The organism is Moorena sp. SIO3I6 (assembly GCF_010672095.1).
The window spans coordinates 28,842-52,640 of record NZ_JAAHHU010000007.1; the positions used below are offsets into that span (position 1 = coordinate 28,842).

Annotated in this window: 26 protein-coding genes; 15 read left to right on the forward strand and 11 right to left on the reverse strand. The window is 44.3% G+C overall.

What is annotated here, in order from left to right; genetic code table 11:
* Positions 1-615: 615 nt before the first annotated feature.
* Positions 616-1,323, reverse strand: coding sequence for a hypothetical protein (locus tag F6K49_RS04860; protein ID WP_293018723.1), 708 nt, complete (start codon positions 1,321-1,323; stop codon positions 616-618).
* A 322-nt stretch (positions 1,324-1,645) separates the two neighbouring features.
* Here F6K49_RS04860 and F6K49_RS04865 point away from each other — a divergent pair, with 322 nt between their 5' ends.
* Positions 1,646-1,954: a hypothetical protein gene (locus F6K49_RS04865; RefSeq protein WP_293018725.1), complete on the forward strand. Its 309-nt coding sequence runs from the start codon at positions 1,646-1,648 to the stop codon at positions 1,952-1,954.
* Positions 1,955-2,110: 156 nt separating this feature from the next.
* On the opposite strand, the gene F6K49_RS04870 is transcribed toward F6K49_RS04865, so the two are convergent.
* A complete protein-coding gene (locus F6K49_RS04870; RefSeq protein WP_293071450.1) occupies positions 2,111-3,334 on the reverse strand; it encodes a DUF3095 domain-containing protein in 1,224 nt (407 codons plus the stop codon).
* Between the two features lie 170 nt (positions 3,335-3,504).
* On the opposite strand from F6K49_RS04870, the gene murJ reads away from it, so the two are divergent.
* Together murJ and F6K49_RS04880 are read left to right on the forward strand one after the other, a co-directional pair.
* The gene (gene murJ, locus F6K49_RS04875; protein WP_293094676.1) at positions 3,505-5,127 is read left to right on the forward strand and encodes a murein biosynthesis integral membrane protein MurJ; all 1,623 of its coding nucleotides are present in this window, start codon (positions 3,505-3,507) and stop codon (positions 5,125-5,127) included.
* Positions 5,102-5,407 (forward strand): hypothetical protein, encoded by a 306-nt coding sequence (locus F6K49_RS04880; RefSeq protein WP_293094681.1) that lies wholly within the window; start codon positions 5,102-5,104, stop codon positions 5,405-5,407. The genes murJ and F6K49_RS04880 overlap by 26 nt, the downstream gene beginning before the upstream one ends.
* Here F6K49_RS04880 and F6K49_RS04885 read toward each other — a convergent pair.
* A complete protein-coding gene (locus F6K49_RS04885; protein WP_293094686.1) occupies positions 5,360-6,577 on the reverse strand; it encodes a glycosyltransferase family 4 protein in 1,218 nt (405 codons plus the stop codon). The two genes, F6K49_RS04880 and F6K49_RS04885, sit on opposite strands and share 48 nt — an antisense overlap.
* A gap of 102 nt (positions 6,578-6,679) precedes the next feature.
* Positions 6,680-8,167 (reverse strand): pitrilysin family protein, encoded by a 1,488-nt coding sequence (locus tag F6K49_RS04890; protein ID WP_293094689.1) that lies wholly within the window; start codon positions 8,165-8,167, stop codon positions 6,680-6,682.
* A 251-nt stretch (positions 8,168-8,418) separates the two neighbouring features.
* Here F6K49_RS04890 and F6K49_RS04895 point away from each other — a divergent pair, with 251 nt between their 5' ends.
* Entirely contained in the window at positions 8,419-8,571 is a 153-nt protein-coding gene (locus tag F6K49_RS04895; protein ID WP_293094692.1) for a hypothetical protein, read from the forward strand.
* Here F6K49_RS04895 and F6K49_RS04900 read toward each other — a convergent pair.
* Positions 8,565-10,187: a pitrilysin family protein gene (locus F6K49_RS04900; RefSeq protein ID WP_293094695.1), complete on the reverse strand. Its 1,623-nt coding sequence runs from the start codon at positions 10,185-10,187 to the stop codon at positions 8,565-8,567. The two genes, F6K49_RS04895 and F6K49_RS04900, sit on opposite strands and share 7 nt — an antisense overlap.
* An 847-nt stretch (positions 10,188-11,034) precedes the next feature.
* On the opposite strand from F6K49_RS04900, the gene F6K49_RS04905 reads away from it, so the two are divergent.
* The gene (locus tag F6K49_RS04905; RefSeq protein WP_293036647.1) at positions 11,035-11,649 is read left to right on the forward strand and encodes a TetR/AcrR family transcriptional regulator; all 615 of its coding nucleotides are present in this window, start codon (positions 11,035-11,037) and stop codon (positions 11,647-11,649) included.
* Positions 11,650-11,708: 59 nt separating this feature from the next.
* Here F6K49_RS04905 and F6K49_RS04910 read toward each other — a convergent pair whose 3' ends face one another.
* On the reverse strand, positions 11,709-12,155 hold the full coding sequence (locus F6K49_RS04910; protein WP_293019798.1) for a DUF4332 domain-containing protein: 447 nt from the start codon (positions 12,153-12,155) through the stop codon (positions 11,709-11,711).
* Between the two features lie 120 nt (positions 12,156-12,275).
* Here F6K49_RS04910 and F6K49_RS04915 point away from each other — a divergent pair, with 120 nt between their 5' ends.
* From F6K49_RS04915 to F6K49_RS04925, 3 genes are all read left to right on the forward strand, one after another.
* Entirely contained in the window at positions 12,276-12,506 is a 231-nt protein-coding gene (locus tag F6K49_RS04915; RefSeq protein ID WP_293019796.1) for a hypothetical protein, read from the forward strand.
* 25 nt (positions 12,507-12,531) lie between these two features.
* A complete protein-coding gene (locus tag F6K49_RS04920; protein ID WP_293019795.1) occupies positions 12,532-12,777 on the forward strand; it encodes a hypothetical protein in 246 nt (81 codons plus the stop codon).
* 65 nt (positions 12,778-12,842) lie between these two features.
* Positions 12,843-13,085, forward strand: coding sequence for a hypothetical protein (locus F6K49_RS04925; protein ID WP_293019794.1), 243 nt, complete (start codon positions 12,843-12,845; stop codon positions 13,083-13,085).
* A gap of 85 nt (positions 13,086-13,170) precedes the next feature.
* On the opposite strand, the gene glcD is transcribed toward F6K49_RS04925, so the two are convergent.
* Entirely contained in the window at positions 13,171-14,634 is a 1,464-nt protein-coding gene (glcD, locus tag F6K49_RS04930; RefSeq protein WP_293019793.1) for a glycolate oxidase subunit GlcD, read from the reverse strand.
* A gap of 351 nt (positions 14,635-14,985) precedes the next feature.
* On the opposite strand from glcD, the gene F6K49_RS04935 reads away from it, so the two are divergent.
* Entirely contained in the window at positions 14,986-15,642 is a 657-nt protein-coding gene (locus tag F6K49_RS04935; RefSeq protein WP_293019791.1) for a GNAT family N-acetyltransferase, read from the forward strand.
* Positions 15,643-16,200: 558 nt separating this feature from the next.
* Positions 16,201-16,782 (forward strand): hypothetical protein, encoded by a 582-nt coding sequence (locus F6K49_RS04940; RefSeq protein ID WP_293019789.1) that lies wholly within the window; start codon positions 16,201-16,203, stop codon positions 16,780-16,782.
* A 114-nt stretch (positions 16,783-16,896) separates the two neighbouring features.
* On the opposite strand, the gene F6K49_RS04945 is transcribed toward F6K49_RS04940, so the two are convergent.
* The gene (locus F6K49_RS04945; protein WP_293094698.1) at positions 16,897-17,070 is read right to left on the reverse strand and encodes a hypothetical protein; all 174 of its coding nucleotides are present in this window, start codon (positions 17,068-17,070) and stop codon (positions 16,897-16,899) included.
* 191 nt (positions 17,071-17,261) lie between these two features.
* On the opposite strand from F6K49_RS04945, the gene F6K49_RS04950 reads away from it, so the two are divergent.
* Positions 17,262-18,170 carry an H-type lectin domain-containing protein gene (locus F6K49_RS04950; RefSeq protein ID WP_293094700.1) on the forward strand — a complete coding sequence of 303 codons (909 nt, stop codon included), beginning with the start codon at positions 17,262-17,264 and terminating at the stop codon, positions 18,168-18,170.
* A gap of 195 nt (positions 18,171-18,365) precedes the next feature.
* Here F6K49_RS04950 and F6K49_RS04955 read toward each other — a convergent pair whose 3' ends face one another.
* The gene (locus F6K49_RS04955) at positions 18,366-18,704 is read right to left on the reverse strand and encodes a DUF2973 domain-containing protein (RefSeq protein WP_293044052.1); all 339 of its coding nucleotides are present in this window, start codon (positions 18,702-18,704) and stop codon (positions 18,366-18,368) included.
* 147 nt (positions 18,705-18,851) lie between these two features.
* Complete coding sequence (locus tag F6K49_RS04960; protein ID WP_293094703.1) at positions 18,852-19,199, reverse strand: DUF2605 domain-containing protein; 348 nt, start codon at positions 19,197-19,199, stop codon at positions 18,852-18,854.
* An 832-nt stretch (positions 19,200-20,031) separates the two neighbouring features.
* Here F6K49_RS04960 and thrS point away from each other — a divergent pair.
* Positions 20,032-21,849, forward strand: coding sequence for a threonine--tRNA ligase (gene thrS, locus F6K49_RS04965; RefSeq protein ID WP_293094706.1), 1,818 nt, complete (start codon positions 20,032-20,034; stop codon positions 21,847-21,849).
* Positions 21,850-22,023: 174 nt separating this feature from the next.
* Positions 22,024-22,212, forward strand: a complete 189-nt coding sequence (locus F6K49_RS04970) for a hypothetical protein (protein ID WP_293070998.1) — start codon at positions 22,024-22,026, stop codon at positions 22,210-22,212.
* Here F6K49_RS04970 and F6K49_RS04975 read toward each other — a convergent pair.
* Positions 22,121-22,816 (reverse strand): hypothetical protein, encoded by a 696-nt coding sequence (locus tag F6K49_RS04975; protein WP_293094709.1) that lies wholly within the window; start codon positions 22,814-22,816, stop codon positions 22,121-22,123. The genes F6K49_RS04970 and F6K49_RS04975 overlap by 92 nt on opposite strands.
* Between F6K49_RS04975 and F6K49_RS04980 the strand changes: the two genes are divergently transcribed.
* Both F6K49_RS04980 and F6K49_RS04985 read left to right on the forward strand, forming a co-directional pair.
* Entirely contained in the window at positions 22,742-23,017 is a 276-nt protein-coding gene (locus F6K49_RS04980) for an urease subunit beta (protein ID WP_293094712.1), read from the forward strand. The genes F6K49_RS04975 and F6K49_RS04980 overlap by 75 nt on opposite strands.
* 158 nt (positions 23,018-23,175) lie before the next feature.
* Positions 23,176-23,799, forward strand: a 624-nt coding sequence (locus tag F6K49_RS04985; RefSeq protein WP_293094715.1) for an urease subunit alpha, incomplete at its 3' end; no start/stop codon positions are given.

Here is a 23,799-nt window from a genome sequence, read left to right on the forward strand (position 1 = left end):
TCCAAGGATTATACAAGGATAATCTCGAAACAGCTTATAAGCAATTTACCGCTGAGCGTTGAGGCTTTAAGGGGGAAAGTTGCTGAATTATTCCAGGGGAATTGAGGAGATCACAATAACGTAAGCTATCAGCGTGTCGCGTATCAGCCATTGGCCTTGGCGAATGGCCACGCTACCTGAAGTCCTTTTGAACAAAATAAGCTGATTGCTGACTGCTGACTGCTGACTGCCTGGTTGACTGATAAAACTTATTCAAAAGCATACTCGTAGGTTTTTACCCTTAATTTGCATATTATGAAAACAGGAGAAAACGGATCAATCCGTCTCTCCTGATGTCTCAACATCCAAAGAACTTACTAGGGGGATTATTTTTGAACCATTATATTATATAGCAATTCTCCAACTCATGAGGTACAAAATTATGGGTTTTAGGGAACAGGTAATTTTAGGGAACAGGGAATAGGTAATAATGAAAAAAATCTCTGTGCCTCATAGCTATGAGAAACGCTATATATAGCTTATCCCCTAGTAAAACACTGTAGAGAAAAAAGCACGCACACCGCTCTGCGGCTCTTTTTGATTGCACATTTTTTCTATTTTGTCAATGCGTAAGTCCTAGTAGCCCAATTCTACTCCTCCGATCATTTGTATTATCTTGTCTCGATCACTCTTTCCTTCAGATTTATAGTACCTGTCAGCAAACCATTTGGTTGTTCCAGGATTATTAAATTCATTTTGAACATCAGCTTCAGACTTCATTAATCCATTAATAACTATTCCAAGACTTACACATATTGCTTTAGGTACAGTCGTAAATCCACCAGGCGCAGGAGGAGTCAACCCATGGGTTCGATAAATCAAACGCGAATTTGGTATCTTGTTGGGATTGAAACTGATAGTTGACGATCCTGATGCTGAACCACGATTGACAAGGCGTTGTAAGACAGCTTCATACCCCGCATGCAACTTATTCAAATTGCCTGTAATAGGAGTCAGATAAGCGGCTTTATTTCCACTACCTCCGCACTCACCATTAACCAAATGTCCTTGTACCCAATTAGAATTGCCTGGTCCTGGGTTACTTGGCATATTTCCATTAAGTCCTGAAGGATTGGATAAGTCCTCAGCTGCTAAGTCATTTTTAGTCGCATAGATAAGCTGTCCCCAAGTTCCATAGTTGTTGATAACAGATCCAAATCTATAGGACAAACCACCTGCAATACTGTTTCCAAAAGCTTGACCTGACAAATCTGCCCAGCCATTAACGTTACCATCATCGGTAACGTTATCACTATCTCCTGTATACCATCCATTTCTTGGCATATTTGTTCTCCTTTTTTTATTTAAAATCGCTAATTACCCAAGACTAAATACATTACAAAAATATGTAAGCCTTTTTTGTGATTATATACTCAAACCAAATTTTGGAGATGAGTAAATTTGCTGATTGACTGACAAAACCCTTGAAATGCTGATTATCCCGTAGGGAGCGGTTAGGGATAGCGTAACCCAAGAAAAGCCTGACTGGTTTTGGGTTTCGTTGCCTCAACCCAACCTACGCTATGATCTTTTGTAAGTCAACCAGGCTGACTGCTGACTCCTGACTCCTGACTCCTGACACAATAACAAATCCTATCATGATATCATGCCTAATCAAGAAGAAGACCCATTGAAAAGCAAGCTAGAGAAAAACTTGCAAGAGTCCCAATGGCTACATAAATTTAAACAACTGAGTCAAGGACTAAGCCAAATTAAGACAGAAATTCCTCTAACTCAACTCTGTAAGCTAGAGTGGGTTACTGCTACTGACAGCTTAATCATTCACTGTCCAAATTCAGAAGTCAGGGATGGATTATGTAAGCTTTCATCCCAGATTGCCCAAATCACTATTGGCGCAAAATGCTTTATTCTTAGACATCCCGACTATCAAGACATTACTATTAAGCCAGTGTAATTATTCGCTATAGCAAAGGGAACAGGGAACAGGGAACAGGGAACAGGGAACAGGGAGTAGGGAGTAGGGAGTAGGGAGTAGGGAACTAGCGCAGCGCTATAGCTATTGCCTTATGCTAGTCTGATTTATCTGATTTATCCTAACTTGTATTGATGGCTAGTCATCTGGATTAACGGGTGTTCTAAAAGCGGATTTGCTATCAGTAGCATTCTCCTTAAGTCTATCCTTCATATCTTTCGCCGCTACGGCGTAGCCTCCGTCTGCACCATCCACAAAATGTACTTGGCGTCCATGGCGCTCAAATACCAGACAGGTCATCAGTGCTCGGTCTGAAATATGCAGACCATACACTAATTTACCTTGTTTATAATTCTTTTCTAAATAGTCTGTTAATTGTTTTCGTTGTGCTTCATTGCCAGCAATCACCATGCGTAACATATCATCAAACTTTCTGTAATCTGTTGCTGCGATCGCATTTCGTTTATAGGCTCCCCAGTCTCCATCTGGAAATTTCACTTTCAACCTCATCAACAACCAGCCCAAGAAATTCTCAAACCAGATTTTTAAAAAATAGAGCATCCTATGGCTTAGCTTACTCGACTGGGCGCACAGCCGAGTTTCAGCACTTAATTTTTGATAACTAAACCCTAGATTTAAATAGTTTTTATCAACTGGATTTAAAAGCTCTTCACTTCCATATATAGTGTCAATTTTTTCAATAATTTTTCGATAAGTTAAATTAGCTAAATCTCCTTGATTAGACGTTGCTTTAACAATCAAGCTGATCGTTTCACCATATTTACTTGGAATGTCTTGCCAGCGACACTCTAAATTAGAAAAATCAGCTTTAGCATTATCAGTAGGGTTTTGGTAAAGGTAGAGGTTACTCGTATTTGGATGTTTAATCAATTCAGTAGCATAACTCAAACCATCTCCAGTAAATATAGCCTGATAATAATTTTCAGATACCTTGAGCTTCGCTAATTTAACATCATAATCATTTACTCTGACATCAGACATAGGTACTGCACCCACCCGCAATTCCATCCCAAATTCTTCCCTGGCTAGCTGACTAGTGGCTAATAAGGCTTCCCGAGCAGGGGCAAACAGAGAAGGAGGAATCAACAGAGTTGCTCCATCTCCCCCAAACACAAAAGGAATGTCTAAATTACCTGCTATATTTAAAACAGCGACAATGGAGCAGGCTCCTAATAGGTTAACCTCTTTGTAGCGTCCTGATTCGATAGCTTGAGTCGAACCAATAATATCGCTAATCACAACATACCAATCCCTGGGAACCGATTCAAAATTACGAGAGTCAGTAATATCGATGAAGTTTTCTAAAAGGGGTAAATTAGCATAAAAAAATTCTGTAGTCATGGTTTAATCTAAAGAAATAACAAACCTTTTTACTAGGGTGATAACACCCTGAAAGGCACTTAGATAAAACCAAGCTAGCTGCTACACCCTACCAACCGTCAACTGTCAAGGGTCAACAACAAGGGATCCCTTAAAATAAGCACGTTAACTATTAATTTTATTAACGATTTGTGTCTGAAAACCAGAAAACCACTCGTTCCCTAGCTGGCATTGCCGGGATTGTCGCAGTAGCCACCATTATTAGTAAAGTATTTGGCTTAGTCCGCCAACAAGCCATGGCAGCAGCCTTTGGAGTTGGTCCGGTTATCAACGCCTACAGCTATGCTTACGTGATCCCTGGCTTTTTATTAATCCTCCTCGGTGGCATTAACGGACCGTTTCATAGCGCCTTAGTTAGTGTTCTCGCTAAACGAGATAAATCAGAAGCCCCACGGCTGGTGGAAACAGTAACTACCTTAGTCGCGTGCATCCTGTTACTGGTAACCATTGCTCTAGTGCTATTTGCTCCGGTCTTAATTGATGTTCTAGCACCAGGGTTTCAGGATACTCCAGAAGGCTTAGAAGTAAGAGCGATCGCAATCCGGCAATTACAGATTATGGCACCCATGGCAGTGCTAGCCGGATTAATTGGCATTGGCTTTGGTACCCTCAATGCTAGCGATCAATACTGGCTACCCGCCGTCAGTCCCTTATTTTCCAGCATCACCGTCATTGTTGGCTTAGGAATATTAGCCCTACAGTTGGGCAAAGAAATTAGTAATCCCGAATTTGCCATGATCGGTGGGATTGTCTTAGCTGGGGGTACCCTTGCTGGAGCAACTCTTCAATGGATAGTGCAGCAAATCGCTCAGTGGCGCAGTGGCCTAGGTAAAATACGCCTACGATTTAACTGGGGTATCCCTGGAGTCAAAGACGTGATGCAGGTCATGGCTCCTGCAACCTTTTCCTCTGGGATGCTGCATATTAATGTCTACACCGACTTATTCTTTGCCTCCTTTCTGCCCCAAGCCGATGCCGCTGCTGCTAGCTTAAACTATGCCAATCTTTTAGTGAATACCCCTCTAGGCATTATTTCTAATGTCATTCTAGTCCCCCTACTGCCAGTATTTTCCCGACTAGCCGCTCCCGAAAATTGGCCAGAACTCAAGCAACGGATTCGCCAGGGAATTCTGCTCACTGCCTTGACAATGTTACCGTTAAGTGCATTGATGGTGACCTTAGCCATGCCCATCGTGCAGGTAGTGTATCAGCGTCAAGCCTTTGATGCTAATGCCTCTCGGTTAGTAGCATCAGTGCTCATGGCTTATGGGATGGGCATGTTTGTCTACTTGGGACGGGATGTGCTAGTGCGGGTATTTTATGGTTTAGGAGATGGACAGACACCCTTTCGTCTGAGTGTGATTAATATTATTCTCAATGCTGTACTAGATTATTTTCTAATCGATGCCTTTGGCACACCCGGTATCGTATTTGCCACCATTGGTGTCAATGCCTTTTCCATGGTAGTGCTGTTATGGCTATTAAACCGCAGGCTAAATGGCTTACCTTGGCAAGAGTGGATGTTGCCAATTCTAGGTTTAGCTGTGAGTAGTGTAGTAGCTGGTGCCGCAAGTTGGGGAGTCAGTTGGGGGTGTGAGCAAGTATTAGAAACCAGTATTATTTGGGTGCAGTTGCTGCAATTGAGTTTAGCTGGATTGGTAGGCTTAGGTGTGTTTGGTTTGTTAGCAACTCAGTTGAAGTTACCAGAGGTCGATATGTTTGTAGCTCGTGTGCGCCAGAAGCTGGGTCGTTGAAAGTCTTAAACCTTCTAACCTTAAACCTTCTAACCTTAAACCTTCTAACCTTAAACCTTCTAACCTTAAACCTTCTAACCTTAAACCTTCTAACCTTGGCCTATTGGCCACGCTTCGCGAACAACCTTCAACCTTCAACCTTCAACCTTCTAACCTTCTAACCTTTAACCTTGGCCTATTGGCCACGCTTCGCGAACAACCTTCAACCTTCAACCTTGGCCTATTGGCCACGCTACGCGAACAACTGACTTTCTCGTATCCACTGCAAATGCTGGGATAATAACTGATTTAAATCATAACCCTGTTGAATGGTTTCCCTTGCCTTAGCGCGAATAGCAGCCATCTGTTCTGGGTGGTCGAGAGCTTCCTCAACCCGATCGGCAATTTCCTCTGGCGAGAAAAAGTCTACTAACAAACCATTAATCCCATCTTCAATCACCTCTGTCACTGGGGGAGTATCAGACGCTACTACCAAACAACCTGTAGAAAGGGATTCTAGCATCGACCAAGACAGAACAAAAGGACGGGTAAGATAAATATGAACAGAGGAAGCTTGAAGAACTTGTAAGTATTCTGAGTAAGGAAGTAAACCAGTAAAGTGGACTCTGTTTAGGTCAAGGGGTACTTTTTCTAACATCAAGTCTTTGTAAGTTTTGCCATCGGGTAGGTTTTTACCATAAGCCACCCGATTTTCCCCGACAATCACAGCATGACACTTAGGACGTCGCTGCTGAAGGATACCGATTGCTTCGATCAATTGGGGAAAACCTCGATAAGGTTCCATGCCCCGTGCCACATAAGTGACTAGTTCTTTCACCTCAGACAAATCTAAGTTTATCTGTTTTAGTACTAACTTTGCCCCTGGATTGGGTTTAAAGAACTCGGTGTCCACCCCATCATGACGCACGGTAATTCTGCTGTGGAAGTCCGCTGGAAATTGCTGGCGCTGCCAGTAAGTGGGAGACAATCCGCGATCGCAACTGGCTAGGTCTAACAAAATCGGGGCATTTTTCATCCGAATCCGGGCTTCATCATCAGCGTTTAAGGGCTCGGATAGATCAAAATCAGCATCTGTGCCATGGGCATGATAAAACCACTCGAAGTAGCACAGTAATGTAGCTTGGGGGAAAGCGTCTTTGATAAATAACGTTGGTCCCCAACCCGAATGACCATAGACCACATCAGGAACAAATCCCTTAGCCTTGAGCTGATTGGCTAAGCGATAGACAGCTTGACCTTGAAGTACAGCATTTTCTAATGGTCTAACATAGTGGTGAGTTTCTGGACGTACTTCCCTAGAGTTATTGTAAAGAGCTTTGACAACTCCAGGCAGTTGCCCTTCTTTGCGCCTAGTCCCAAAGACAACCTGGTTGCGGTTATCTTTAGCTAAAGCAGTTGCTATGTGGCGAAACTGGGCAGGGAAATTGGGATGTAGGAATAGAATGCGCATTGAGAATAGCAAAGGGCAAATTGTATGTGGCAAATGGTGAATCGATTTTTTCGGATTTTTTCTTAATTAACCATTAACCATTAACAATTTGCCATTGATTAACTAACTGTTTTTTGGTTTTGGAATCGTAATATCTAACACGGTGACGTCCTGGGAAAGGCTAGTCAGGGCTGGTTCGATTTGGGAAGCATTGCCCACAACTACGGTAACAATCTGATCAGGTTTGAGATATTTTTCCGCCACCCGCTGTACATCCTCAATCGTAGTAGCTGTGACTCCCTTTTGATAACGGAAGATGAAATCCTCTGGGTAGCCGTAGTATTCATAGCGCATCAGCCGAGATAGGGTTTGCTCTGGCTTCTGGAAATTAAACACAAAGGAGTTGAGAACGCTTTCTTTTGCCTTAGCCAATTCTTCTGAGCTAATCGGACTAGTGCGCAATTTCTGGATTTCATCTAGAACAGATTTAATAAAGGGTACCGTGGTTTCAGAGCGAGTTTGTCCCCCAGCAATAAACAAACCCGGATAGTCATAGCGAACACTCCAAACCCCGTAGACCGAGTAAGCTAGACCTTGACGCGATCGCACTTCGTTAAATAGTCTGCCCCCAAATCCATTCATCACCTCATTTAACACAGAAAGGGTGGCGTAGTCAGGGCTATTGAGTTTGCCCCCGATATGTCCCATTTGAATATTACTTTGGGTCAGTTGAGGTTGATCCACAAAAAATATACCCCCTAACTGAGCCTGGGATGCTTGTGGAACGTTTGGCTGTGCTGGCGCAGAGGCAGATTTCCAGCTACCAAATTTCTCCTCAATTAGCGATCGCATTTTTTCGGAGTCAAAATCCCCCACAATACCCAGTATCATATTTTCTGGATATACATACCTCTGTGAGAAAGTGATTAAATCATTACGAGAGATATTGTCTAGATGCTCATACTCTATCGTGCGGGCATAGGGGCTAGTGTCACCGTAGATCAGTTTCGTAAATTCACGAGAAGCAATATCACCGGGATCATCATTGCGGCGGGCAATTTGTCCCGCTAGTTGCTGTTTAGCTAGAGCCAGCTTAGATCGAGCAAAGGCAGGCTTTTGAATAACTTCAGCAAACAAATCAAAGACCAAGTCCAAATCTTCGCTCAAAGCACTAAAACTCGCACTGCCAGAACTAGTGTCAATACTAGTTTCCACCGAAGCTGCCTTTTCTTCTAACAGCACATTTAACTCATTGCCTGAGTGTTCAGTGGTACCCCCAGTACGCATCACAACTCCCGCCATAGTCGCTAAGCCAATTTTGTCAGCAGGCTCAAGGCGATCGCCGGTGCGAATCATTGCGGTACCACTCACCAAAGGCAGTTCATGGTCTTCCATCAAATAGACCACCATCCCATTGTCTAACTGATAGCGAGTGTAGTCCGGTAGCTGAATTGGTGGTAACGGGTCAAACTCTAATTCATCGTAATGGCGTGGGGTATCAGCTATTGCTGGTAGACGAGACACAAGCACTACCACTAGCATTGTCACTACCAGTAGCCCGATCCATCTCAGGTATTTGGGATTTTGGCTTTTCGATTTTAGATTGGTCATTGGTCATTCGTGATGGGTAATTGGATCAGTAGTTGAAGGTTAGAAGGTTAACCAGTTGAAGGTTGAAGGTTAACCGGTTGAAGGTTAACCAGTTGAAGGTTGAAGGTTAACCAGTTGAAGGTTGAAGGTTAACCAGTTGAAGGTTGAAGGTTAACCGGTTGAAGGTTCAAAGTTACCAGTTGAAGGTTGAAGGTTAACCAGTTGAAGGTTGAAGGTTAACCGGTTGAAGGTTAACCTTCAACCTTGGCCTATTGGCCACGCAATCGCTTTCAACCTTCAACCTTCAACCTTCAACCAAACAACCTTCAACCAAACAACCTTCAACCTTCAACGGAGATCTACCTTCAACGGAGATCTACCTTCAACGGAGATCTACCTTCAAAGGAGAACCGTTGAGTTACTGACTTGGTAAAATCCGTCCAATCGTGCGGTTTTCTGGTCGAAAAGTTGCCTGAGCCACTCGCTGAATGTCTGCTGCACTCACTGCCTCTATATCTTCTATTTCCTTGAACAAGTTACGCCAATCACCTGTTTTGACCTCATAGGTTGCCAAATTTCTGGCCATACCCATATTGGAATCAAGCGATCGCAATAGGCTAGCCCTTGCCTGAGTTTTTACCCGTTCCAATTCTTGGGGTGAAACTAGTTCAGTTTTGAGCTTTTCAATGTCTTCTGCCAATGCACTTGCCACCTCTTCTACCGTGTGTCCTGGTGCAGTGAGGGCATAGAACAACATTAAATTAGGATATTTATCACCAGGAAAGCCACTAAACCCTGCCGCCGATAGGGCTACTTGTTTCCCTTCTACCAAAGACTTATATAGGCGAGAGGTTCGACCATCACTCAGCAAATTGCCCATAATTTCATAAACCACATGGTCAGGATGGGTAATCCCTGGTCGATGGTATCCTTCCAAATACCAGGGTTGGGAGGGTAATTTCAAGGTAACTTCCTTGGTTTCGGACTGTGGTGGTTCTACCGTAGTGACTTTAGGAATTTCCTTTTGATGGTTGTAGCGTCCAAAGTAGACTTTAGCTAGCCGTTTCACCTGCTTTGGATCCACATCTCCCGCAATAGCTACAGTTAAGTTATTCGGACTATAGTAAGTGTCAAAAAACTCCTGAACATCTTGGCGAGTAAGATTGCGAATGTCTTTGTTGTAGCCAATCACCGGACGCCGATAAGGGTGCTTGGTATAGGCAGTATCCAAGAACGCCTCAATCATTTGACCGATCGGAGAGTTATCAGTGCGCAAACGACGCTCTTCGAGGATTACCTCTTGTTCCTTATAAAATTCTCGAAATACCGGCTCAAGGAAGCGTTCCGACTCTAGGGACATCCACAACTCTAATTTGTTCGATGGCAAGCTGTAGAAGTAAACCGTATAATCGGTAGACGTTGCCGCATTCAAGCCCACGCCTCCTGATTGTTCAATAATCTGACCTAATTCGTTCTGCTGGACATACTTAGCCGCCTCAGCTTCGACTTCGGCAAACTCTTCTTTTAACTTAGCTACCTCTGCCTCATTCCCAGTGGCTTGATACTCTTTAATTTGTTTTTTCAACTCGTCCAACTTGTCCAGCAGAATTTTTTCTGCCTCATAGTTGGTAGTACCAATCCGGGTGGTACCTTTAAATGCTAAATGTTCTAAGAAGTGAGCCACACCGGTTTTGCCATCCGGTTCATCCACACCGCCTACATCCGCATAGGTAAGAAGAGAAACTACTGGTGCTTCGTGGTTTTCTAGGACAATGAACTTCATGCCATTATCCAGGGTAAACTCAGTTACCCGTTCGATCACCCGGTCTAGATAGGGTTGGATTGAGGTTGAGGGTGATGCTGGGGTTTCAGTACGGGCTAATGCAATAGTCGAGAATGTTCCCCAGATTAGGATTGCTGCCCCCAGATAAGATAAAATCGATAGGGACTTGATAGATCCTGTCTTGAATAAGCACCGAAGTGGTCTTAAGTGATCAGCAACACGCTGGAGAAACACGACCAATCCATTCTGTTTAATCATACAAGGGTGGCAGTAACGAACTTACAGAACTCTCCCACAACGCCCACCGCTTTCTAGGGTGGGATTTAGTGGTACCGCCTTTAGGCGGCGTGAGGTTAACAACTAATAAGCTAGCGTCTCTTCATCAAGTGTTTGACACTCCCCGCCGAAGTAAGAACGGGGATTCTTAGTTCTACGACACGCCTTAAAATTAGCTATCCTGAAAGGCAATATTCAAGCCAAATACCCGTTCAATCAGCAACCAAGCATCAAGCCTAACTTAACTAATCCCAGTGGGCTTATCTCCCTAAGCGCTAGGTACTAGGAGTGTCTAATATAACTGTTTCTCCCTTCCCTCGTTCCCGTGTGCCCCACGGTACGTTATATATTTTGAATTTGCTACTTTACTGGTTTTCGGTATCCGTTAAGACCCATGCGTTTTAGCGGTGCGACCCGTGGCGAATTTAATTAGCCGAACGCGCCCCGCGTCTCCTACGGAGAACGGAAAGCGCACCGGCGAGGTTTTTCGCGCCTCGTGTACTAGCATTTTGCGTGGAACGGGCATCCTGCCCGTAATTGTCGTTATTGAATCAGGTAGTACCGACGAATCCTACCTGTGCGCTTTCTACACAATTATTGTATTATAAACCTTTGCCTTGACAAATTCCGGAAAAATCGCCCGTTTATGGGCACCTCAAGTAGCGTGGCCAAAGGCCAGCTTGAAACCCAAATTTTTGGTCACAATCAAGGCATGATTACCATCACCTACTACTAGAAGCTCAAGCCAACTCTGTCTCAAATTTGACAATTATGGGGTGAAGTGTTGGACAATTTGGATAATAGCGCTACAAGTTTCATTTTGACACCCATGGGAATAATTAATCAGCCAACTCAGTCAGAGACAGAGACCAGGCAACGTATCCTGAGAGCAGCACGACGTTTGTTTGCCAGTCGAGGTTATAACGGGACAACCACCAGGGAGTTAGCCAGTACTGCTGGGGTCGCTGAAGGTACCCTATTTCGTCATTTTGAAAACAAAAAGGCAATTCTGATAGAAGTCGCCACCCAGGGTTGGGTAGACATTCTCACCGATTTGCTCACGGAACTCAGTGAAATGGGCAGCTATAAAGCAGTAGCACAGATGATGCGGCGGCGAATGATGCGTATGGGTGAGAATGCGGATCTGATGCGAGTATGCTTTATGGAAGCCCAATTCCACCCAGAATTGCGCGATCGCATTCAGTCAGAAGTAATTATTAAAATGACGGATGTGGCTGAAGCCTTTTTTGAAACCGCCATTGAGCGAGGCATTTATCGCCCTATGAACCCTAATATTTTGGCTCAGGTGTTCTTGGGCATGTTTGCCGTTGCTGGTTTCAGTCACAATACCATCCTCGATTCAGATGCCTCCCCCAAAGAGATTCAAGAAATGGCAGAAGGCATTGCTGATATTTTCCTCAATGGAGTGTTGGTGAAGGAATAGAGTAGGAATCCCTGAAAATCACAAATTGAAAATGCCAATTGACCATTAAAAATTAAAAATTACCAATGACGAACTAAATCTCGTGCTTGTTTAGTCCATCGTGCCACCTGATCAACACCAGGGCAAAGGTCTCGGCGCTGCATGGTTGCTACCTGTAGGCGTAAAATATTTTGGTGCAAGCGGTGAGGGGGAGTCTGAGCTAGTTGGGTTAAAGAGCATATTCCTGCATGTAACACTAGTCCACAATATTGGCAGCCAATGCTAGGGATACGGGCTAAATCTGCTAGGGCGACCCATTTATTGACGTACTGAGTCTTAACCTTTAACTGGTTAGCTAGCGCTTGTTTAGCTTGGCCAGTGCTTGCCTTTTCGAGCAACTCCCTAGTGGTGGTAATCCCCAATGCTTTGAGTTTTGATTGATCTTGAATACTTAATCCGGGCAACTGCTCAATTGACCAGTCACTGACTTGGGTAGATCTCGGATGAATTTTCGATTTAGTAGACATCTAGACTACCGGGAAATGATGCTTCTAGATTAATCCAGCCGACACCGAACCGCAACAGGGGACTCATACCTTATAGCAGTTCTCTATTGGGTGAGATACCTCGCCCTTGGAGTTGGGAGTATGGAAAGGGCAGAGAGAGTGTGGGAAGTGTGGGGAGATGGGGAAATGGGGAGATGGGGACTCAGATCAGCAACTGGGGTGGAAACCACGCTCAACCTTCAACAAACCACCATACATCAGTATCCGGATCTCGGTTCGGTGGAAATGAATACTGGCTTAGTGTCAAAACCTGCCAGATCACATTTGTGCTTCCAAGAAACTGATGCAAAATATATGGACTTCTGTGGATAAGCTTGGTAAAGCTTTACTAGGGCATATGTGGAGAAGTGTATACCTGAGCTTTCAGGATGCGATCGCTCTGCTTGTAATCCTCTACATTCCTAGTTTAATCGGGCAGTTAATTCTCTCCAACACCTTCTTAGATTTTAGTGTTTGTCTAGATAGTACCATTGGTGTCCAATTTTATGCCAGCTTAATCATCGGTGCCGCTAATTTTTTGCTCTGGATCCTGATTGCTGGTCGCATAATTGGTCGTTTGTGGGCACATTTCAATAATTTTTAATCTCATTAAACTTTTAATTATAACATTTTTAAATCGGTTGAGGTATTTTCCTTCTTGGTTTTAGAATGAAGTTAAGCCGTAACAAAATTACTTTGGAGCAGGAAGCCAAAGCTGGATTGAATTCCCTACTCCAGCAAACAGCTCAAGTTGGGAGTTTTTTTTTCGTCTTGCTGTTAATCAGTCTTGGTAATCCTTCAGGATTAGTCGTCAGTTTGAGTTTTTTGTGGGGAATTGCCTTTGTGGCTTGGCAAGAAAATCAGCGACTGACTGGGAACCGCAAAAGGCAAAAGGCAAAAGGCAAAAGGTAATTTTTTTGCCTAATCTCAACCTAACTCGAAGCTCCTGAGTCCTGGATAAGGAACGAAGGCTCATGTCGAACTCACAAAACTTGGTTTAAAAACGCTCGATAGACTCAAATTCCTTGATTTTTCTGGCATTTGCTGCCTCTCCACAAGTCCGGGGTGTCGGAAATACCTTGCCTGGATTGGCTAAACCCTTGGGATTGAATACCTGATTAACCCATTTCATCGTTTCCAAGTCCACCTTAGTGAACATATCTGGCATAAAACAGTTCTTATCCGCACCAATCCCATGTTCCCCAGATATACTACCCCCTGCTTTCACACAGAGTTTGAGGATTTCGCCACCAACATTTTCTACCTCTTCTAATGCCCCAGGCACCTTTTCATCGTACAAGATTAGGGGGTGTAGATTTCCATCACCCGCATGGAATACGTTAGCTATTGTGTACCCAGATTTCTCGCTTAATGCCTCAATCTCCCTCAAAACCCCGGCTAACTCAGTGCGAGGAATCACCCCATCTTGGACGAAATAATTGGGACTGATCTTCCCTGCCGCAGCAAAAGCAGCCTTGCGACCTTTCCATAATTTCAGGCGGGTTTCTTCGTCACTAGCCGTAGTGATATTTCTTGCCCCATTCTGTTTACACAGTTGGGCAACCCGCTGTTTATTAGTGTCCACTTCTACCTTTAAGCCATCCAGTTCTACGAGCAATATTGCTCCAGCATCCCTCGGATAACAACCTGTTGCCACTATGTCCTCTACCGCATTGATGCTGAGATTATCCATCATTTCCATACCCGCAGGAATGATTCCAGCACCAATAATGTCAGTAACCGCAGTACCAGCAGCTTCAATGCTAGTAAAGTCCGCTAGGAGGACACAAATTGATTCTGGTCTCTTGAGGATGCGCAGCGTAATTTCTGTAGCGATCCCCAAGGTGCCTTCGGAACCAACAAATAAGCCAGTTAGGTCGTAACCAGGCATTTCTTGAACTGATCCCCCTACATCCACGATTGAACCGTCAGGAAGAACCAATTTTAATCCCATGACGTGATTAGTGGTCACGCCATATTTGAGGCAATGGACACCACCAGAGTTCTCAGCCACATTGCCACCAATGGAACAAATAATTTGACTGGAGGGATCAGGGGCATAATAGAAACCCGCACCACTGACTGCTTGGGTCACCCAGTTGTTGATTAAGCCCGGTTGTACTACGATTCGCTGATTTTCCAGGTCAATGTCCAGGATACCCTTCATGAGGGCAGTGACAATCAACACACCATCTTCTATAGGTAGAGCACCACCGGATAATCCTGTGCCAGCCCCCCGTGCCACCCAAGGGATAGAATAGCGATCGCATATCTTAAGCACCTCTGAGACTTGTTCGGTAGTGCGTGGTAGCACTACTACCGCTGGTCGTTGGCGATAGCTGGCCAGACCATCACATTCATAGGTCAACAATTCTTCACGACGTTGAACCACACCATTTTTGCCTACTATCGCCACAAATTTCTTAATGATTGGGGTCCAGTCAGTCTTATGATTCGTCATGTTTCAATAGCGATAGAATAATGTGAACTACCTGACGTTGAAGAATTTCTAGTTGAAGGTGGTCGGGAATGACTTAAGCTAATCCCGTCAGCCGATTTTGCTCAAACTGGTCAAAAAGGTATTAATTATTAAGTATAACGTTTAATGTCTCCTATTTACCTTACTATTTACCTGACCTGAAATGGGGTAAATAGTTTCGAGCTCAATTGCTCATACCTGATTCAAAGTGCTTAGCCATATACCTTCTGCTCCCTTCAATCTACGGGAAGCTAAGGGGTAAATTAGAACCCCTTCGGCGTATAGTCTACATACTTTAGTTAGAGTTTACCATTCCCAAATAATTTTGTAGTTGTGGATTCCTGCTTTTCTTTCTTAACCCTTCATAAATCTGTCCCTACTGGTCAAGATACCTTGGCTGGTGGTATATCTCAAGTCACTATACGTGATGCTCAATTTGAGGATATCAGCACTCTAGCAGATATTCTTGCAGATAGCTTTCACCCTCAAAAAGGGCTGATCAGCTGGGTTCACCCTCTATTAAGACTGGGTATTTACGAAGATTTGCGCCACAGACTGCGATCTAGTTTACCCCATTACCTGTGTTTAGTCGCCGTCACTACCGTTTCCGGTTCTGCTGGTACCAGTGAGATGCTAGCTGGTACTGTAGAGCTAACACTCCGTTCTCGCTATTGCTGGCCAAAGCCCAACTGCCAACATCTTTACCTCTCCAATCTGGCTGTCAGAAAGTCTTGTCGGCGGCAAGGAGTCGGAGAAAATTTGCTCTTGGCTTGTGAGCAAACTGCCCTAGAATGGGGCTTTCAAGACCTCTACTTGCATGTTTTGGAAAACAATTATCAGGCCAGGCAACTTTATCTCAAGAGGGGATATGAACTGCATCGGGTAGAACCAAGCTATACCGGAGGATTGCTTAGGCTTCCCAAACGCTTGCTCTTACACAAGCAGATTAATCCTGCTGGTCTTAGTTCACCGGGTCAGAGTCTGTCTTAGTAGGCTGAATTTCGTCATAATGGAGTTATCAAGCTGACCAATAACACATACATTTGGGGATTTATCACATTGACAAAACAAACAAAATATGTAATACAACATTTTGGCTGCTGACTATCTGTAGCAGAGTATCTTTTTTGTAACAGAACAAAAATGGGGTTATTGATAAAGTTTTCAAGAAAATTGGTTTTTGAAGACCTTGCCCGGATCGAAATTTAGTTTATTTGTGCTACGGTCTACTTGTAAATCCCATGAAATCTACCCTAGTAAACCACAAAAGTTGCTTTATACCAATAAATTGTAGCTATTGATACCAATAATCTATAATTTAGGATCTAGCCATACAAAGTTTTGGTGTCTTGAAGCCATTTTGAGGTGTTTTTTGATAACTAGTAACTTAGGTTAAACCCAAGTTTATAGTTGGAAATGGTAGTTGAACAAGACTTGACTCTCCGTTTTGTGTATTTTCAAAAATTTACAGCTATTTTAAGGAAAGCGGATCGGGGCTTTTAGCTTGGGTGCTTACCTGCTCTAAGATATTACGCCATATAGTTTCAGATGGAGAGTGAATACCAACACTATTACCAGATAGCTCTTTACCCAAAGGAGGTGGTTGCTCACAACCAGGGTCTCGCCAATCCTCAACCCCTAAGTGGCATGAACCAGGAAAGCCTGAACCTCTGCAAGAATCAGATGAGAGACTCACAGCCATCAGAAATTCTCTCGCAATTTCGGGATAAACAATTGTTAATTGTTAATAGTAGGCGTCGCAATGGCCTAATCATATATAAGCACTACCATGCAGAATTCGCAGGACCAGGTTCGGCTGTAGGAGGAATATTTGATCTTGATTGTCAGGGAGTAGTCCCAGTGGGCAATCTATCATTGGTTTCTCCAGAATCAGCTGAAGAGCGACGGCGTGCTTATTTGATTCGGCGGCAATGGATTCGACTGACTAAACAAATTACAGAATATCCAAGTCCTATACAACGAACCCAACAGATTCTTGAACAGTTTGAGGGATTTGGTTTTGATGCCAACACTATTGCCCAACTGCCAGATGAAGCCTTTGCTCTGCTGGTAGGGGTTTTGCCCTATACAATCAGGAAGGTACGTAACGCCCCTCACCATGAGCATTAAGTCTGGAATCCTTTGGCTGATGCTGATCGTCTCAATTGATTATAAAATTTCTAAATTTAGATTTAGATCTGCGGAATCCCCCCAGCTACCGGTCTCCCGAAGCATTATTTAACTTCAATGATTAGAGCAACTAGCGCTATAGTAGGTAATGGGTAATGGGTAATGGGTAATGGGTAATGGGTAATGGGTAATGGGTAATGGGTAATGGGTAATGGGTAATGGGTAATGGGTAATGGGTAATGGGTAATGGGTAAGAGAGAATTGTGCCAAACCCCTACCTATCACCATTTACTATCACCATTTACTGTTCACCATGGATTATCCTGGCTGCCATCCGATCAGGCTCTGTAGTTGGCGAATAGAGCAATTTCAGCTATAACAGCCCATAGGGTATTTGGCGGGCTTGTCGAAATAATGGAGATAGTTGATTATTATCTAAACTATCTAAGGAATTGTCGGTGTTTAGCCAGTTGGTTACTATGAATGATTTTGACATACTTAAAAAAACTATCGATCGCCTAAGAAGCGAACGAGATGATCTCAAGAAAGAACTAGATACCTACCGAAGTTATCTGGATAAGCGCTCTACAGATATCAGAGCTTTAATTTATACAGAATTACAACTATTTTCCCCAAAAATAGCTGAGGAACTCAGGAAGGAATTCAGAACACAATTTCACCTCGTGATTGCCTTGTTGGTTTTCACTACCCTATTGACCACCGTCAGTGGTTTTGTAGTTATGTCTAGTCTTGTTGATAGTTCGGTAAAAGGACATATCAAAGATCAAGAAGAACAACTTAAGAAACTCAACAAACGTATAAACAATTCTCTATTTGATAACCGAGTTGATCTGCAAGTTCTTCAGCAACAAACTCAAACTATCAAAGCCCAAACTCAAGACTATCAAAAACAAGCTCACTATCTAAATAGTAAGGTACAAAGCTTAGATATCAACGCTTCTACTATAGAGAAAAAACTTAATGCTCTTCTAGAATCAGACCCAGTAGCCTTGGGAGATATAGTTGAACGGATAAATAACTTAACTCAAGATAGTAATCAGCTGATTACTATCTCTCGCAGTATCGAAGAAGTGGCTAGTTCACAGATTAAACTGGAGAGTGGAGAAATTTCTGTTAGGGAAGGGAATTTATCAAAGGGTGATGGCAGACGAAGAATATCAGGTGAGCAAAAGTTTAATACCAACTTTGCTTCCGAGCCTGTGGTTTATATTGCTTTAAACGACATCGATAGTGATAATGATGAAAATCTCCGATTAAAAGTTGATGTCACTGATGTCAACCGAGAGGGGTTTCAGTATGTATTGGAAACCTGGGGAGACACGCGGGTTTACAGTGCTAATGCAAGTTGGTTTGCCTATGGCAAATAAATCAGATCTAGTCCGGTTTAATACTTATCATTGAATGGTGTTCGTCAAGGAAAATGGATTCAGCGCTGCATCGCTATTCCCTATTTCCTATTGCCTGGGCGCAGCGCTATAGTTTTTCCACCCACGAATCGGTCAGGGGAAATAGTTTTGGTTATCCCCTTTCCCTTTGTCTAGCCCTAACGTGAAATCAATAGACTACTGGTTTTCTTCTGTCTTCCCCTTGCTGTTACCGGGAGAAGAATTGTATATAGCGTCTAACTGTTGGCGAGCGTCTTCAACGGTCATTGACCGCATCACTAACAGCGGTTCATTGATAGGGTTGCCACTATCATCAAGCAGTTCCGGGTGCGGTACTGACTTAGCAGGAGATGGATTGGCATTCACTTGATTCCGACCCCATTGGGCGGGTGATTTTCCCGATGCTGAGAAAGAACGCTGGGAATCAAAACTCAAACTTAATAGGTTACGAATTAAATTCCCAATCGCTAAAAATGCTATAACAGTAAAGGCAATTAGATAAATTAGGTGTAACATCGTATTGTCCTCCCGACCAAATAGTTGGTCTTTAACTCCTTGTCTTGCTCAGGGATAAAAAACGGCTTTTTATAGGTGGTTAGTTAACCTTAACAAAAGGTAGTCCACTATTTCCTCATTCATTTCCTGAATCTAGGTGCGTCAAGATTAGTCATTCCCTGAGGCCGCTGACTCGGATGCACCGGATGCCAATGATCGCAACCGGATTGCCACTCCCCAACATTCTCTCACTAATTGGTGCCATGGCATCATGGTAGAAAGTTCAACTCCTACTTGACCATTAGTGGCGTCAAAAAGCATTTTAGCTGTATTTACCTCCTTCTGGGCTTGCTTTACCCGCTTGAGTAGGTCAGATTGTTCCTCTGTGCTCAAAAAGGTGATATCTTCAGTTTCTAACAACGAAAGCGATCGCTCAAACCAGTACTCAAAATCTACTAGTAGCGGTTCCAATATGGTTTTCAGTAACTCCGGTGTTGATGGCTGGGGTTGATCCATGATATTAAAAGGGTTTATTTTTTCATAGTCTACCTTAATTATATTTACATTTTTTTACAATTTGTGACATAACCCTTAACACTTTTAGAACACTACTACTCCCTCAAAATTCAATTGAGGGGTAAGCATATGCGCTACTTGAGATGCTACTTGAGGTGCGGTCAGCCGTCAGCGGTCAGCCGTTAGCAGACGTAACTCAGCATTATTGGAATGGTTACCTGTTTTCTTGATGCAAAGCGCTCATGGGGGAAACCACGGCAGTCGCTCATGGGGGAGACCCCCAAGACCGCGCTGCCTCCCCAAGACCGCGCTGCCTCCCCAAGACCGTAATGGTGCGTTTGACCCGTAATTAAATTCGCCACGGGTCGCACCTGAGGCATCGCTTATTCAAAAGCACCATCTGTAGCGTGGCACAGGCTTCGACGCATCGGATCCATTAGCTGATAGCTGATAGCTGATCCCTGAAAGCTGATAGCTGAATGCTTACATTGAGGGGTAAGCTCAAGTCCGGTTGAATACCCATCATAAAGACGATTGATGGCCAGATGGTTAAATGGGGCAGATTTTGATTAAGGGTAATTATCCTGACATGATCTAAAATAGACCTTGGCCAATTAGGCAGCCTTGTACTATGCATTTGTGTTATCCATTAAGTACCAAAACCATTACGCCAACCCGTAACCCGTAACCCGTTGCCCTTAAAACTAAATTGAGAGAGTACTACGCCAGAAACATGTACTGCCCCAAAAATTAAGGTTTGTATCATAGAGGAATAGCACAAAATTGGTGTTACGGTCATAGCGCGTTACTCAATTCCATAGAACAGTCACCGATGGTTAACTCAGAAGCCTCCGAACAGCCTGAAAAAATTCATTTGCCCCGTACTAGCGAATCCGATACCCTAAAAAGGCTCCGTCATACGACCTCCCATGTGATGGCAATGGCCGTCCAGAAGCTATTTCCGAAGGCTCAGGTGACTATCGGTCCTTGGATTGAAAATGGTTTTTATTATGATTTTGATCAGCCAGAACCGTTTACTGAGCAAGACCTGAAGAAAATCCAAAAGGAAATGGTCAAAATCATTAAGCGGAAGCTTCCGGTAATTCGGGAAGAGGTGCCACGGGAAGAAGCTCAACGGCGGATCAAGGAACTGGGTGAACCCTATAAACTGGAAATTTTGGCAGATTTAGAAGACCCGATCTCGATTTACCACCTGGGGGATCAGTGGTGGGATTTGTGTGCTGGCCCCCATGTGGAAAACACTAGTGAAATCAACCCTAAGGCAATTCAATTGGAAAGTGTGGCTGGGGCTTACTGGCGAGGGGATGCGAGTAATGCTCAACTCCAGCGCATTTATGGTACAGCTTGGGAAAATCCAGAGCAACTACAGGAATATAAGCGCCGTAAGCAAGAAGCCCTGAAACGGGATCACCGTAAGCTGGGTAAGGAACTGGGACTGTTTATTTTTTCTGACCCGGTTGGACCAGGATTACCCCTGTGGACCCCGAAAGGAACGGTTTTGCGTACCCTTTTGGAAGATTTCCTCAAGCAAGAACAGCTTAAACGAGGTTATCTACCAGTGGTGACACCCCATATTGGTCGAGTGGACTTGTTTAAGGTATCTGGTCACTGGCAGAACTATAAAGAGGATATGTTCCCGATGATGGCTGAGGATGAGGAAGCAGCAGCCGCAGAACAAGGGTTTGTCCTAAAGCCGATGAATTGCCCCTTCCATATCCAAATTTATAAGAGTGAATTGCGCTCCTACCGGGAGTTGCCCATGCGCTTGGCAGAGTTTGGTACAGTGTATCGCTATGAGCAATCTGGGGAACTGGGGGGGTTAACCAGGGTGCGCGGTTTCACGGTGGATGATTCTCACCTATTTGTGATGCCGGATCAGTTGGATCAGGAATTCATCAGTGTGGTGGATTTAATCCTGTCAGTGTTCAAAAGTCTGCAACTGAAGAACTTTAAAGCACGGTTGAGTTTCCGTGACCCGGCCTCGGATAAGTATATTGGTTCCGATCAGGCTTGGGAAAAAGCCCAAGGAGCAATTCGCCGTGCTGTGGATACCTTGGGCATGGAATCCTTTGAAGCACCAGGGGAAGCGGCATTTTATGGTCCCAAATTGGACTTTATCTTCCGGGATATCCTGGACAGGGAATGGCAGTTAGGAACGGTACAGGTGGATTACAACTTGCCAGAACGATTTGATTTGGAGTATGTGGCAGAAGATGGTACTCGCCAACGGCCGATTATGATTCACCGTGCCCCCTTTGGGTCCCTGGAGCGGCTAACTGGGATATTGATTGAAGAATATGGGGGAGACTTCCCGTTCTGGTTAGCACCAGTACAAGCACGATTGTTACCAGTCGGGGACGCACAGTTGCCTTTTGCTCAGGAAGTGGCAGCAAAAATGCGATCGCATGGCATTCGAGCAGAAGTCGATACCAGTGGGGAAAGGCTTGGTAAAGCAATTCGTAATGCCGAAAAGGCTAAAATCCCGGTGATGAGTGTGATTGGTGCCAAGGAAGTCGAAGCAAACAGTTTAAATATTCGTACCCGTGCCGCTGGGGAATTGGGAATGATGCCCATAGACCTGGTTGTAGAAAAGATGGAGCAGGCAAATCGGAATCGGGAGAATTTTTAGACTCTAAAGGGAGTAGGGAAAGAGAGGGGAGTGTCGGAGGTGTGGGAGGTGTGGGGAGATAGGGAGATGGGGAGATGGGAAGATGGGGAGATGGGGAGATAGGGAGATGGGGAGATGGGGAGTTAGATCAGCAACTGGCTTGGTTTCCACGGGGCTGACAAGGTGCGGACCCAGGTGACCAAATTCCCAATTCCCAATTCCCGATTCCCAATTCCCGATTCCCTACTCCCTACTCCCTACTCCCTACTCCCTACTCCCTACTCCCTACTCCCTACTCCCCATTCAACAGTTCTGGCAAAATCCCATCACACAATTTGCGATCGCTTTCACTCAAGGTCGGATTATGCTTCAAATAGTCCCTGATCCAATAGCACCCCTTCACCAATAAATTCTTTAAATCAGAGGTTAAATCACAGCTAGTGGTATGACTCCCCCTGGTAACTATCCCCTGTCCAGGTTTTACACCTAGGAGTGTACTGCCATTAATCGGTCCGCCAACGGTTTTGATTTCTGTACCATCGATATTCCAGATTTTAGCAGTACCATCTTCACTGACCGATACCAAAGTTTGACCGTCAGCCAGGAAACAGGCATTGCACACAGGAGCAAGATGTCCTTTTAGGGTTTTGAATTCCTTACCATCACGAGTCCAAAGCTTTACCGTCCTATCAGAACTAACGGAAGCAATCATTTGACTGTCTGGACTAAAAACAACACCTCTAACTCCTGCTTGATGTCCTTGTAAGGTAGTGATCAGTTTACCATCCAAACTCCACAGTTTCACCGTTTTATCAGCACTAGCGGAAGCCATAATTTCACCATCCCCACTGAATCTCAAACAGACAATTTTTAGACTATGGGCTGGAATCGTATCGATTAAGCTACCATCGAGATGCCAACGTTTCGTGCCACCATCAGAGTACGGGTAGCGAATACAGGCGATCGCCCTATTCAAGTAGGGTCTCATTTTCACTTCTTTGAAGTCAACGAAGCTCTCCAATTTGACCGGGAAGCTACTACAGGCATGCGCTTAAATATTCCAGCTGGCACCGCTATCCGCTTTGAACCGGGAGACGAACGAGAGGTGGAATTAGTCACTCTTGTCGGTAGCCGTCAGGTGTACGGCTTCAATGGCAAAATTAATGGTCAACTTGATAGCTCAAGTTGATATATAGTTACTATTTTTTTTAAGCAAGCGCTACCGAGAGGTAATCCCAGAGTTTTGCCAAGGGGATAAAATTACCCATTACCCATTACCTATTACCCATTACCCATTACCCATTACCCATTACCCATTACCCATTACCCTCAATCAAGGAGTTATTGATGAGTTATCGTATGGATCGTCGTGCCTACGCCGAAACTTATGGTCCTACTGTAGGCGATCGCATCCGCTTGGCTGATACAGAACTAGTGATCGAAGTGGAACAGGACTACACCACCTATGGTGATGAAGTTAAATTCGGTGGTGGCAAAGTGATTAGAGATGGGATGGGACAATCCCCCATCTCCCGCGCCGAGGGTGCTGTGGATTTGGTGATCACTAATGCCCTGATCCTGGATTGGTGGGGTATTGTTAAAGCCGATATTGGTATTAAAGACGGGAAAATAGTCAACATTGGCAAAGCCGGAAATCCCTACATCCAGGACAATGTCACTATTATTATTGGTCCTAGCACCGAAGCAGTTGCTGGGGAAGGAATGATTCTCACCGCAGGGGGGATTGATGCTCACATTCACTTTATTTGTCCCCAACAGATTGAAACTGCGATCGCATCTGGTATCACTACTATGATCGGCGGTGGTACAGGTCCAGCCACTGGCACTAACGCCACTACCTGTACTCCTGGTGCTTGGAATATTCACCGGATGCTGCAAGCTGCGGATGCATTTCCTGTGAATCTAGGGTTTTTAGGTAAAGGCAATAGTGCCAAACCCGAGGGATTACAG